This window comes from Aeromonas sp. QDB56, from assembly GCF_027705505.1.
Classification (GTDB): domain Bacteria; phylum Pseudomonadota; class Gammaproteobacteria; order Enterobacterales; family Aeromonadaceae; genus Aeromonas; species Aeromonas caviae.
The window spans coordinates 1-12075 of sequence record NZ_JAPDBZ010000126.1 but is presented as its reverse complement, the minus strand read 5'-3'; the positions used below and the strand labels follow the sequence as shown (position 1 = coordinate 12075).

The 12075-nt window shown below is 65.2% G+C and carries 11 protein-coding genes; 9 read left to right on the top strand and 2 right to left on the bottom strand.

What is annotated here, in order from left to right:
* The first annotated feature begins 183 nt into the window (after positions 1-183).
* From OKB81_RS16185 to OKB81_RS16155, 7 genes are all read left to right on the top strand, one after another.
* Entirely contained in the window at positions 184-1539 is a 1356-nt protein-coding gene (locus tag OKB81_RS16185; protein ID WP_160837607.1) for a CmpA/NrtA family ABC transporter substrate-binding protein, read from the top strand.
* Between the two features lie 14 nt (positions 1540-1553).
* Positions 1554-2513, top strand: coding sequence for an ABC transporter permease (locus OKB81_RS16180; protein ID WP_160837609.1), 960 nt, complete (start codon positions 1554-1556; stop codon positions 2511-2513).
* Between the two features lie 31 nt (positions 2514-2544).
* Positions 2545-3366 carry an ABC transporter ATP-binding protein gene (locus tag OKB81_RS16175; RefSeq protein ID WP_010675449.1) on the top strand — a complete coding sequence of 274 codons (822 nt, stop codon included), beginning with the start codon at positions 2545-2547 and terminating at the stop codon, positions 3364-3366.
* Positions 3367-3392: 26 nt separating this feature from the next.
* Positions 3393-5975, top strand: coding sequence for a nitrite reductase large subunit NirB (nirB, locus tag OKB81_RS16170; RefSeq protein ID WP_202395089.1), 2583 nt, complete (start codon positions 3393-3395; stop codon positions 5973-5975).
* Positions 5972-6376, top strand: a complete 405-nt coding sequence (nirD, locus tag OKB81_RS16165; protein WP_234888591.1) for a nitrite reductase small subunit NirD — start codon at positions 5972-5974, stop codon at positions 6374-6376. Before nirB ends, nirD begins: the two co-directional genes overlap by 4 nt.
* 144 nt (positions 6377-6520) lie before the next feature.
* Complete coding sequence (locus tag OKB81_RS16160; protein WP_160837611.1) at positions 6521-7612, top strand: PfkB family carbohydrate kinase; 1092 nt, start codon at positions 6521-6523, stop codon at positions 7610-7612.
* A complete protein-coding gene (locus OKB81_RS16155; RefSeq protein WP_101149942.1) occupies positions 7606-8514 on the top strand; it encodes a pseudouridine-5'-phosphate glycosidase in 909 nt (302 codons plus the stop codon). Before OKB81_RS16160 ends, OKB81_RS16155 begins: the two co-directional genes overlap by 7 nt.
* A 73-nt stretch (positions 8515-8587) precedes the next feature.
* On the opposite strand, the gene OKB81_RS16150 is transcribed toward OKB81_RS16155, so the two are convergent.
* A complete protein-coding gene (locus OKB81_RS16150; RefSeq protein WP_160837622.1) occupies positions 8588-9313 on the bottom strand; it encodes a carbonic anhydrase in 726 nt (241 codons plus the stop codon).
* A gap of 645 nt (positions 9314-9958) precedes the next feature.
* Between OKB81_RS16150 and OKB81_RS16145 the strand changes: the two genes are divergently transcribed.
* Both OKB81_RS16145 and OKB81_RS16140 read left to right on the top strand, forming a co-directional pair.
* The gene (locus OKB81_RS16145; RefSeq protein WP_160837614.1) at positions 9959-10714 is read left to right on the top strand and encodes a DNA/RNA non-specific endonuclease; all 756 of its coding nucleotides are present in this window, start codon (positions 9959-9961) and stop codon (positions 10712-10714) included.
* A gap of 208 nt (positions 10715-10922) precedes the next feature.
* Complete coding sequence (locus tag OKB81_RS16140) at positions 10923-11270, top strand: DUF2541 family protein (protein WP_103255340.1); 348 nt, start codon at positions 10923-10925, stop codon at positions 11268-11270.
* A gap of 31 nt (positions 11271-11301) precedes the next feature.
* On the opposite strand, the gene mog is transcribed toward OKB81_RS16140, so the two are convergent.
* A complete protein-coding gene (gene mog / locus OKB81_RS16135) occupies positions 11302-11832 on the bottom strand; it encodes a molybdopterin adenylyltransferase (protein ID WP_039040332.1) in 531 nt (176 codons plus the stop codon).
* Positions 11833-12075: the final 243 nt, after the last annotated feature.

The following is a 12075-nucleotide window of genomic DNA, read 5'->3' as shown; positions in this document are numbered from 1 at the left end:
GTTTGGAGACAGCCAGTTTACCAGCACCCTGTCTGTCAACTTCCACTTCCCCAAGATCCCGCGAAGAACCTTTTTTTTGGTCGCGACTCGCCTTTCGGGTCGCAGCGCTGCAACGAGGTGGCGCTGCAACCCCCAGGAGCGTGGCGTGGCCGCCGGGAAGAGTGAACCGAGTGAGGGACTGGAATGAACGGACGACAAGGATGTGCGGGGCTGCTGCTGGCGGCGCTGTCGCTGCCGGTGCTGGCACTGGGAGCCCCGGAGCAGGAGGAGCTCAGGCTCGGCTTCATCAAGCTGACTGACATGGCACCGCTGGCGGTGGCCTACGAGCGGGGCTATTTCGAGGACGAGGGACTCTACGTCACCCTGGAGGCCCAGGCGAACTGGAAAATCCTGCTGGATCGGGTGATCGACGGCGAGCTGGACGGCGCCCAGATGCTGGCGGGTCAGCCCCTGGCGGCCCACATCGGCATTGGCACCCAGGCCGAGCTGGTGACGGCCTTCGCCATGGATCTCAACGGCAACGCCATCACGGTGGCCAACAGCGTCTGGGCCGCCATGGCGCCCCAGCTGCCCAGACCGCAGGCGGGCCAGGTGCCGCCGCCGGTGAGCGCCGCCGCCCTCAAGCCTGTGGTGGCGGATTACCGCCAGGCGGGCAAGCCCTTCAACATGGGGATGGTGTTCCCCGTCTCCCCCCACAACTACGAGCTCAGGTACTGGCTGGCCGCAGGCGGCCTGCACCCCGGCTTCTATGCGCCCACACTCGGCGACAACTCGGGCCAGCGCCAGGCGGACGTGCTGCTGTCGGTGACACCGCCGCCCCAGATGCCCGCCACCCTGGAGGCGGGCACCATCGCCGGCTACAGCGTGGGGGAGCCCTGGAACCAGCAGGCGGTCGCCAGGGGCATAGGGGTGCCCGTCATCACGGATCACGAGATCTGGCGCAACAACCCGGAGAAGGTGTTCGGCGTCACCCGGCAGTGGGCCGAGCGCCACCCCAACACCCATGTCCGGCTGGTGAAGGCGCTGCTGCGGGCGGCCTGGTGGCTGGATGCACAGCAGAACGGCAACCGGCGCGAGGCGGCCAGGATGCTGGCCAAACCCGAGTACGTGGGGGCCGACGAGGCGGTGATCGCGAGCTCCATGACCGGCACCTTCGAGTACGGCAAGGGGGACAAGCGCCAGGTGCCGGATTTCAACGTCTTCTTCCGCCACCACGCCACCTATCCCTACTACTCGGACGCCATCTGGTACCTGACCCAGATGCGGCGCTGGGGCCAGATCCCCGAGGCCAAGCCGGACGCCTGGTTCGAGCAGGTGGCCAAGGCGGTCTATCAACCGGGCGTCTATCGCCAGGCCGCCGAGGCCCTCATCGCCGAGGGCAAGCTCAAGGCCACCGACTTCCCCGACTTTGCCAGCGAGCAGGGCTATCGCGGCCCCCAGGATGGCTTCATCGACGGCCTCATCTATGACGGCCGCCACCCCAACGCCTATCTGCAGCAGTTCGCCATCGGCCTCAAGGGCGATGAGCGGGTGCAATGAGCAAGGAGAGCGCAATGAAACGACACACGTGGCCCCTCATCCATTTGAAAGCCGTCAACTGGAAAGTCATGGTGCAGCCCCTGCTCGGCGTGCTGCTCTTCCTCGGCCTCTGGCAGTGGGGGGCGAGCCAGGTGCAGACCAGTCTGGGCACCCTGCCCGGACCGCTCGCCACCGCCAGCCAGCTCTGGTCCCTCGGGCAGGAGCATCTGCAGGAGCGGGAGAAGGCGGCGGCCTTCCTCGAGCGCCAGCAGGCGCGCAATGCGGCAAGGCTGGCGGAGGATCCGGCGGCCGAGGTGAAGCTGCGCCCCTACACCGGGCGCCCCACCTTCTTCGATCAGATAGCCACCAGCCTGCTCACCGTGCTGTGCGGCTTTGGCCTCGCGACCCTGATCGCCATCCCGTGCGGGGTGCTGCTCGGCATGAACCAGGGGCTCTATCGCGCCGCCAACCCGGTGATCCAGCTGCTCAAGCCGGTGTCGCCGCTGGCCTGGCTGCCCCTCATCACGCTAGTGGTGAGCGCCCTCTACGCCAGCCCCACCCCCTGGCTCGCCAAGTCCTTCCTCACCTCGGCCCTGACGGTGACCCTCTGCTCCCTCTGGCCGACCCTGATCAACACGGCGGTGGGGGTGGCGGGGCTGGACCGGGATCTGCACAACGTCAGCCGGGTGCTGCGCCTGTCGTTCCTGACCCATGTGCGGCGCATCGTGCTGCCCGGCGCCCTGCCCATGATCTTCACCGGCCTGCGCCTGTCGCTGGGGGTGGCCTGGATGGTGCTGATCGCGGCGGAGATGCTGGCCCAGAACCCGGGGCTCGGCAAGTTCGTGTGGGACGAGTTCCAGAGCGGCGGCTCTGCGTCTCTGGCCCGCATCATGGTGGCGGTGATCACCATAGGCCTCATCGGCTGCGCCCTGGACAGGGGCATGCTGGCCCTGCAGCAGTGGTTGTCCTGGGACAAGCGCCAGGTGCTGCGTTAATCACATTTCTATTCAGGCAGGAGAAGAGCCAATGAAGAGTTATCTGGAGATAAGCGACGTCGGCATCTCGTTCGAGACGGAGCAGGGCAGCTTCGAGGCCTTGAGTCGGGTCAACCTGCGCATCGAGAAGGGGGAGTTCGTCTCCCTCATCGGTCACTCGGGCTGCGGCAAGAGCACCGTCCTCAACCTGGTGGCCGGGCTGCTGGAGCCGACCCTGGGGGGCATCATTCTCGATGGTCGCGAGGTGGCGGGCCCGGGGCCCGAGCGGGCCATGGTGTTCCAGAACCACGCCCTGCTGCCCTGGCTCAGCGTCCAGCAGAACGTGGCGCTGGCGGTGGCCCAGGTGGAGTCTGACAAGCGGGCGGTGGCGGAGCGGGTGGACTACTACCTCTCCCTGGTGCAGATGGATCACGCCAGCCAGAAGATGCCCCACGAGCTGTCGGGGGGGATGAAGCAGCGGGTCGGCATCGCCCGCGCCCTCTCGCTCTCCCCCAAGGTGCTGCTGATGGACGAGCCGTTCGGCGCCCTCGATGCCCTGACCCGGGCCCATCTGCAGGATGCTCTGATGGCGATCCAGGCGGAGCTTGGCAACACCGTCATCATGATCACCCACGACGTGGACGAGGCGGTGCTGCTCTCCGATCGCATCGTCATGATGACCAATGGCCCCAGCGCCACGGTCGGAGAGATCCTGACCGTCGACCTGCCAAGGCCCAGAGACAGGGTCGCCCTGGCGGACGATCCCCACTACCACAAGCTGCGCCAGCAGGTGCTGCGCTTCCTCTACGAGAAGCAACGCAAGGTGACCCCCCTCAAGGCAGCCGGGCAGGTGCGCAGCAAGCTGCGCGCCTGAGCCCGCCGGATTCAAGGAAGAGAGACATGACTGACAAAGAGCAACAGTGGGTGACAGAGGACGGCATGGGCCTGCTCGGTCGCCAGAACAGTGGTTCCGCCGAACAGACCGCAAAGCAACGGCTGCTGGTGGTGGGCAACGGCATGGTGGGTCACCACTTCGTCGAACAGCTGGTGGCGGCGGGCGGCCTCGAGCGGTTCGACGTGACGGTGTTTGGCGCCGAGCCTGACGCCGCCTACGACAGGGTGCACCTCTCCGAGGTATTCGGCGGCAAGGCACCCCAGGCCCTGCGCATGGCGGATCCCGCCTGGTATGAAGAGAGCTGCATTGCGCTGCGGCTGGGGGCCGAGGTGGAGGTGCTCGACCGGGCCACCCGCACCCTGACGCTGGCCAACGGCGAGCAGTTCCCTTACGACCGTCTGGTGCTGGCGACCGGCTCTGTCCCCTTCGTGCCCCCCATCCCCGGTCATCAGCGGGAGGGCTGCTTCGTCTACCGTACCCTGGGAGATCTCGCCGCCATCCGCGATGCCTGCGCCCAGGCCCGCAGCGGCGTGGTCATCGGTGGCGGCCTGCTGGGGCTGGAGGCGGCCAACGCCCTGCGCCTGCTCGGCCTCAAGACCCAGGTGGTGGAGTTCGCCCCCAGGCTGATGCCGGTGCAGCTCGACGAGAGCGGCGGCGCCGTGCTGCGGGACAAGATCCAGGCCCTCGGGGTCGAGGTGCTGGTGGAGAAGGCCACCGAGTGCATCGAGCAGGGGGAGCAGGCCCGTCATCGCCTGCGTTTCAAGGACGGCACTCACATTGAGACTGACGTCTTGCTGTTCTCGGCGGGGATCCGCCCCGCCGACACCCTGGCCCGCCAATCCGGGCTGGTGGTCGGGGAGCGCGGTGGCATCTGCATCGACGACGGCTGCCACAGCTCGGATCCCGCCATCCTCGCCATCGGCGAGTGCGCGCTCTGGCAGGGGCGCATCTTCGGCCTGGTGGCCCCCGGCTACCAGATGGCCCGGGCCGCCGTGGCCAGCCTGTGCGGCGGCGAGAGCCGCTTTATCGGGGCCGACATGTCCACCAAGCTCAAGCTGATGGGGGTGGACGTGGGCTCCATCGGCGACGCCCACGCCGCCACCGCCGGCGCCCAGGAGCTGCTGCTGCTGGACAGGGTCAACGGCATCTACAAGAAGCTGGTGACCGACGGCGAGGGCAACCGCCTGCTCGGCGCCATCCTGGTGGGGGACGGCGCCGATTACGAGCGGCTGCTGCAGTACTACCAGAACGGGGTGGTGCTGCCCCAGCCGCCGCTCTCCCTGCTGGTGGGGGAGGCAGGGGCCGTTCCCGCGCCCCTGGTGCTGCCGGACAGCGCCATCCTCTGCTCCTGCCACAACGTGAGCAAAGGGGACGTGGTGGCCGCCGTTCGGGCGGGCAATCACGAGCTGTCGGCGGTGAAGAGCTGCACCAAGGCCGGCACCGGCTGCGGCGGTTGCAGCAACCTGCTCAAGCAGGTGGTGGATCAGACCCTGGCGGACCTTGGCGTCGAGGCGGACAAGGGGTTGTGCGAGCACTTCGCCTACGGCCGTCAGGAGCTTTATCACCTGGCACGGGTGGGCGAGCTGAAGAGCTTCGAGGCGCTGCGGGACAAGCATGGCCAGGGGCTGGGGTGCGACATCTGCAAGCCGACGGTGGCCTCCATCCTGGCGTCGCTGTGGAACGAGCACGTGCTGGAGAAGCCCCACCGCGCGTTGCAGGATACCAACGACGCCTTCCTTGCGAACCTGCAAAAGGACGGCACCTATTCGGTGGTGCCGCGCATCCCGGGGGGGGAGATCACCCCGGAGGGGCTCATCACCATCGGCGAAGTGGCGCGCAAGTACGGCCTCTACACCAAGATCACCGGCGGCCAGCGCATCGATCTCTTCGGCGCCCGGGTCGACCAGCTGCCCGCCATCTGGGGCGAGCTGGTGGCAGCAGGCTTCGAGACCGGTCAGGCCTACGGCAAGTCGGTGCGCACCGTGAAGTCCTGCGTGGGTTCCACCTGGTGTCGTTACGGGGTGCAGGACTCCATGACCCTGACCCAGACCCTGGAACACCGCTACAAGGGGCTGCGGGCACCACACAAGCTGAAGTTTGCGGTCTCAGGCTGCACCCGGGAGTGCGCCGAGGCCCAGAGCAAGGACATCGGCGTCATCGCCACCGAGCGGGGCTGGAACCTCTATGTGTGTGGCAACGGCGGTATGCGGCCGCGCCACGCGGACCTCTTTGCCACGGATCTCGACGAGCAGACCCTGATCCGCTACATCGACCGGCTGCTGATGTTCTATGTGCGCACCGGGGACAGGCTGCAACGCACCTCGGTCTGGATGGAGAACATGGAAGGGGGGCTCGACTATCTCAGGTCGGTGATCATCGAGGACAGGCTCGGCATCGGTGCCGAGCTGGAGGCCATGATGGAGGGGATCGTCGGCACCTGGCAGTGCGAGTGGAAGAGCACATTGGCGGATCCGGACAAGCTCAAGCTGTTCGAGGCCTTCGTCAACCGGCCCGAGGACGAGACGCCGCCGCGCCGTGAGGAGCGGGGGCAGTGGGTGCCGGATATCGCTGTCAAGGAGGTGGTATGAGCGGGGTCAACGGGTTGCACACCCGCCATCAGTATCAAGGAGGTGGTATGAAGGATGACAAGGACGATGCACAGCTCTGCGGGCAGTGGCACCGGGTGTGCGAGCTGGCGGCGCTGCCGGAGCAGGGGGGGCGCAGCGCCTGGCTGGAGGGGCGGGTACTGGCGCTGTTTCGCCTCGGGGAGCATGTCTATGCCCTGGACGGGGTGGACCCCCTGGCCGGCGTCGCCGTGCTGGGGCGTGGCCTGGTGGGGGATGCCGGTGGGGAGCCCGTGGTGGCCTCGCCGCTGTACAAGCAGCGCTACGCCCTGATGGACGGTCGCTGTCTGGACGATCCTGCCCTGAGCGTCGCCTGCTGGCCGGTGCAGCTGGAGGGGAGCGAGGTCTGGGTACAGCTGGGGTGAGTGGCCCATCTGAAAACCATGTTGTGATCGCCGGGCACTGCCCGGTGATTTTTTGTGCGCGACTCGACATTTCTTGTACGAGAGGATGGCGGGAAAACGTTTTTCGGAAATAATGGACAAACGTTTGTAACTGGATGTTTGTCTATGACGGAACGTGAGCAAGAGATCCTCGCCCTGCTGCGCCAGGATCCCATGATTGCCCAGCAGGAGCTGGCGGACAGGCTCGGCATCAGCCGCTCCGCGCTGGCGAGCCACATCTCCAGCCTGATGCGCCAGGGCTATGTGCAGGGGCGCGGCTATGTGCTGCGCGAAGGCCCCTACGCCGTAGTGATCGGCGGCGCCAACATGGATATCTGTGGCTGCAGCTACGACAACCTGCGCATCGGCGATTCCAACCCGGGCCGGGTACGCACCTCCGCCGGCGGGGTAGGGCGCAACATCGCCGAGAACCTGGCGCGCCTTGGCACCGACACCCGGTTGCTGACTGCGGTGGGCAACGATCAATACGGCCACCACCTGCTGGAGGTGAGCCAGCGCGCCGGGGTCGACGTGCGCCAGGTGCTGGTACTGGAGGGTCAGTCGACCTCCTGCTATCTCAGCCTGCACGATGGCAGCGGCGAGATGAGCTGCGCCGTCAACGACATGGGGATCATCGAGCAGCTCACCCCGGCCCGGCTCACCCCCCTGAGCGGTTTTCTCGGTGCGGCCCGGCTCTGGGTGCTCGACACCAACCTCGCCACCCACACCCTGGACTGGCTGTTCGAGCGCCAGGGGGAGCACATCATCTTCGTGGACACCGTGTCGGTGGCCAAGGTGGAGAAGATCCGCCCCTGGCTGCACCGCATCCACACCCTCAAACCCAATCGCACCGAGGCGGAGCAGCTGTGCGGCTTCACCATCGGCGGGCCCGACACCTGGCCCATGGCAGCGGCCTGGTTCCACCGCGCCGGGGTGCAGCGGCTCTTCCTGAGCCTCGGCGATCAGGGGATCTTCTATAGCGACGGGGCCTGCCAGGGCCATCTGCCCGTGCTCGGCAGCCCGGTCGTCAACGTGACCGGCGGCGGCGATGCCTTCATGGCAGGGCTGGCCCACGCCTGGTTGCAGGAGCAGGGCATCATGGAGACAACCCGGTTCGCCCTCGGTTGCGCCGCCCTCACCGTCAATTGTTCCGATACCGTCTTTTCCGGCCTATCCAAGGCCGCCGTTGAACGCATGCTGGAGGAGTACCCATGTTGAACGCTTACCTCGATATCCAACCTGAAGTTGCCGCCGCGCTGGCCGCCGGCAAGCCGGTGGTGGCCCTGGAGTCCACCATCATCTCCCACGGCATGCCCTATCCGCAGAACGTGGAGACGGCGCGCCAGGTCGAGCAGGTGGTGCGCGACAACGGCGCCGTGCCGGCCACCATCGCCATCATCGATGGCCGCCTCAAGGTGGGTCTGGATGAGGGGGCGCTGGAGGCGCTGGGCCGGGCCGGTCATGCCGCCACCAAGTGCAGCCGCCGCGACATTCCCTTCGTGCTGGCCAACAAGGGGCTGGGGGCGACCACGGTAGCCTCCACCATGATCATCGCCGCCATGGCCGGGATCCGGGTGTTCGCCACCGGCGGCATCGGCGGCGTGCACCGCGGTGCCCAGGAGACCTTCGACATTTCGGCCGACCTGCAGGAATTTGCCCAGACCCCGGTGGCCGTGGTCTGCGCCGGAGCCAAGTCGATCCTCGACATCGGTCTGACCCTGGAGTACCTGGAGACCCAGGGGGTGCCGGTGATCGGCTACCAGACCGAGGAGCTGCCCGCCTTCTACACCCGGGAGAGCGGCTTCAAGGTGGATTACCGCCTGGAGAGCCCGGCGGCCATCGCCGAGGCGCTGCGTCTGAAGTGGGAGCTGGGGCTGGCCGGGGGCGCCGTGGTGGCCAACCCGATCCCGACCCAGTTTGCCATGCCCAAGGCCGACATCGACGCCGCCATTGCCCAGGCACTGCGTGAGGCGGACGAGCAGGGGGTGAAGGGCAAGGAGTCCACCCCCTTCCTGCTGGCCCGGGTGTGCGAGCTGACCGGTGGCAACTCCCTGGCGGCCAATATCCAGCTGGTGCTGAACAACGCCGCGCTGGGGGCACGCATCGCTGCCAGCCTGTAAACACCTTTGCGAAAGATGCAAAAGAGGGCCAATAGGCCCTCTTTTTATTGCGCGAATCGGTGAGATAACCCCCTTATTCCAGCACCAGTCGCCCGTTGAGAGGCTGGACGGGGCGGTTGTTGGGGTGGTGCATCACCGCCTTGAAGGCATCGATCTGGGCCTGGCTGGCCTGGACCGGCTCCTTCATCACCAGCCAGCGCACTCCTTCCGAGCAGGGTGGGGTGGTCAGGGACCCGCTGAAGCGGTAGTAGTCGTGCTGGGCGGGCAGCAGTTGCTCTGCCGAGATGGGTTCCTTGAAGGCATGGATCTCCCCCGCCTTGGCTGGCAGCACCTGCCAGGCCTGGCTCAGGGCCCCATTGGCCTGGCCCGGCTCGAACATCACGGCGACCACCGCCAGCTCCCCCTTGTCATTGGCATGGACCAGGTGACCCTCCAGGGGGTAGGACCTGCCTTCGATGAGGTTTTCGCTGGGGGCGTGGAAGTGGAACTGCTTGAGTTCGAAGTGCATGCCGTCGAGCTCAAGGGTGCTGCCGGGGGCATAGTTGACCTGCACCGTGTGGCCGTTGTTGACCAGCGTCTTGCCACCCGCCTGATAGTGGAACTGCAGGGGGGCCAAATCGGCCTTCACCAGACCCGAGAGGTTGACCGGCGACTGGTTGCTACCGGCACACTGGCCATATTCCGGGGTCAGGCTGGCCCATCTCGCCGGGCCGGCCTCGCCGCTGTATTCCCAGTGTGTGGTGGTGGCAAAGGCGGCAGGGCAGAGCAGCAGGGCGCCAGCCAGCAGGGACTTTTTCATCATGCATCCTTATCCTGATTGAAAAGCACAGCCATTCCTGGCCTTCCGGCATGAAGGCCTCGTCAATGGCATCGTTGGAAACGCAGGGTACGCGGTGCCAGACCGGATTAATTGTTATGAAAGGTCTGTCGTCATCGTTATTTGAAGCGTGGCATGAGGAGGCGCCATGATGTATTCCGGCAACGGGGCCCGCTTATTCATGAAGGAGAAATCCTGCGGGCATTTTTGCAATGAACGGCCCCCTTTTATGGCGCCCCAAATAGATGACGGGCTGATTCTAGAGGGCTTTTCATGGCTCCGTTTGATCTCGAGCAAACAAGCGCGGACTAATTATCGGGCTTGAGGATCCCTTATTTCGTTGGGATTTTTTCGATATTCCCTGACCCGGCCAGGGGCGTGCGTGGTGGGAGCCGGGCGCTGTGCTGACAGGGTGCCTCGGTGTTGACCCCTTATCCCTCTGATAGTGCTGGAGAAATTCCCCTCTCAGCACAGTGACGGCGGGATGACAATCCCCCGGTTGGCGGCGCCTTGTTTGCGGTTTTGCCGTCCTCTTCACATTTCTGAATTGCTCGCTATTTGTGCGATTGCCTTACTCGTCCGACCTGGTGTCAAATCACTCCGCCTAACACAAGGAGTGGTATAATAATGAATAATATCAATAAATTAGTTCTGGTTATCGGATTCACTCTCACCACCTTCCCGAGCCTGGCGGCGGGATTCCAGTGCGGGGAGCACGTTACCCTGGGGGTACCCGGTCAATCCAGTCAGCTGTTGTGCCGGGAGGGCTATGCCGCCGGGTACAACTACGACACCAAGGTCTCTGACTGGGTCTCTTACCGGATGACGGCCGCCAGCGCCCAGGGCCAGGTGCCGCGCAAGGATGCCTTCGCCGAGGACAAGGAGGTGCCGGTGCAGTTTCGCGCCACCCTGTCGGACTACAAGGGCTCGGGCTATGACCGCGGCCACCAGGCACCGGCGGCGGACATGCGCTCCACCGCCAACACCATGAAGCAGAGCTTCCTGCTGACCAACATGACCCCGCAACTGCCGGCGCTCAACCAGGGGGCCTGGCGCATCCTGGAGGAGAAGACCCGGCAGTGGGCCATCACCTACAAGAGCGTGCAGGTGATCACCGGCCCCATCTTCACCCACTCCGATGGCGCCATCGGCAACGGCGTGACCGTGCCCCACGCCTACTACCGGGTGGTGATGGATCTGGCGGGCAAGCGGGCCATCGCCTTCATCCTGCCGCAAGAGAACGTCTCGGCCAGCAGGCTGGCGGACTATGTGGTGACGGTGGATGAGGTGGAGGAGCAGACCGGGCTCGACTTCTTCACCGAGCTGCCGGATGAGCAGGAAGAGGCCATGGAGTCGCGGCTGTCGGCCATGTGGGGCGGTTAGCGCGTCCAGCAGGGGTAACGGGGGCCCAGGCCCCCGTTACCCACACGGGCCTCCGGCCATTGTCATGGCCCCTGGTACAGGGCCAGTACAGCTTGGGTCTGGCATCGGGCCCTTATCATGACTCCTTTTTTCAGGAGGCATCATGTCAGCGCTGTTTTCCCTTCACTCCTCGTCCACTCTTGCCCGCGCGTTGCGCATCTGCGTACCCATGGCGCTGCTGGGGGCTGCTGTTCCCCCGGCCATGGCCGACGAGGATATCCGCTTGGGGCAGACCATTCTGCTCGGGGTCGGCGATCATCCCGCCATCATTCCCATGCTCGCCTGCCGGCCGACCAAATCCATCATGGTCAAGGCAGGGCGGGAGTTGACCCTAGAGCGGGTCAAGGTGTTCTACGGCAACGATCGCAGCAAGACCCTCTATTTCGACAAGGTGTTGAAAGAGGATCAGGAGTCGGGGTGGCAATCACTCGGCAGCCGGCTCTGCATCAAGCGCATCGAGGTGTACGGCAATTCGGAAGGGAGCAGGGCAGGGGTCAAGGTGTATGGGCGCAAATGAGCAAAGGGCGGGGGAAATCCCCGCCCAGTGCTTATTTCTTCGGGCGGAACGGCTTGATGATGGCCTCGTCGCACTCGAGATAGGGCCCTTCCATCAGGTCGATGCAGTAGGGAATGGCGGGGAAGACCGCATCCAGGCACTCGCGGATCGATTTGGGCTTGCCCGGTAGGTTGACGATGAGCGAGCTGCCGCGCAGGCCGGCGGTCTGGCGCGACAGGATGGCGGTCGGCACGAACTTGAGGGACTCGGCCCGCATCAGCTCGCCAAAGCCCGGCATCATGCGATCGCACACCGCCTCGGTGGCCTCCGGGGTCACATCCCGCCTCGCCGGCCCTGTGCCCCCCGTGGTAACGACAAGGCAGCACTGCTCCTCGTCCACCAGCCGAACCAGGGTCGCCTCAATCTGATCCTGCTCGTCGGGGATCACCTGATAGACGGGCTCCCATTCCGAGGTCAGGTAGGCGTTCAGGGTGTCGATGATGGCCTTGCCGGAGAGATCTTCGTAGATGCCTGCACTGGCGCGATCGCTGACGGTGACGATACCGATTCTTGCCTTGCTCATGGTCTGCCCTTGGTTGCCGCAATAAAGTGGTAAATAAAATAACATAATCAGTGAGATATGTTAAACCGCCGGATGAGGCAAGGGGAGGGCATCGAGCCTGGGGGAGAGTCGAATGAAAAACAATTTTGAGGAAAGTCCCTTAATAAGGCATAAGGCCGAGAAAAATGCAGGGCGAGATCGTGAACGTTTTGAAGCAATGTTAAGAGGATTTGACCGACCGATCTGGGTGTGATCTTATACTCT

What these genes read in the sequence shown, in the direction of transcription:
- OKB81_RS16185 (WP_160837607.1), top strand. Translation starts at nt 184, where the DNA reads ATGAACGGACGACAAGGATGTGCGGGGCTGCTGCTGGCGGCGCTGTCG.
- OKB81_RS16180 (WP_160837609.1), top strand. Translation starts at nt 1,554, where the DNA reads ATGAAACGACACACGTGGCCCCTCATCCATTTGAAAGCCGTCAACTGG.
- OKB81_RS16175 (WP_010675449.1), top strand. Translation starts at nt 2,545, where the DNA reads ATGAAGAGTTATCTGGAGATAAGCGACGTCGGCATCTCGTTCGAGACG.
- nirB (WP_202395089.1), top strand. Translation starts at nt 3,393, where the DNA reads ATGACTGACAAAGAGCAACAGTGGGTGACAGAGGACGGCATGGGCCTG.
- nirD (WP_234888591.1), top strand. Translation starts at nt 5,972, where the DNA reads ATGAGCGGGGTCAACGGGTTGCACACCCGCCATCAGTATCAAGGAGGT.
- OKB81_RS16160 (WP_160837611.1), top strand. Translation starts at nt 6,521, where the DNA reads ATGACGGAACGTGAGCAAGAGATCCTCGCCCTGCTGCGCCAGGATCCC.
- OKB81_RS16155 (WP_101149942.1), top strand. Translation starts at nt 7,606, where the DNA reads ATGTTGAACGCTTACCTCGATATCCAACCTGAAGTTGCCGCCGCGCTG.
- OKB81_RS16150 (WP_160837622.1), bottom strand. Translation starts at nt 9,313, where the DNA reads ATGAAAAAGTCCCTGCTGGCTGGCGCCCTGCTGCTCTGCCCTGCCGCC.
- OKB81_RS16145 (WP_160837614.1), top strand. Translation starts at nt 9,959, where the DNA reads ATGAATAATATCAATAAATTAGTTCTGGTTATCGGATTCACTCTCACC.
- OKB81_RS16140 (WP_103255340.1), top strand. Translation starts at nt 10,923, where the DNA reads ATGGCGCTGCTGGGGGCTGCTGTTCCCCCGGCCATGGCCGACGAGGAT.
- mog (WP_039040332.1), bottom strand. Translation starts at nt 11,832, where the DNA reads ATGAGCAAGGCAAGAATCGGTATCGTCACCGTCAGCGATCGCGCCAGT.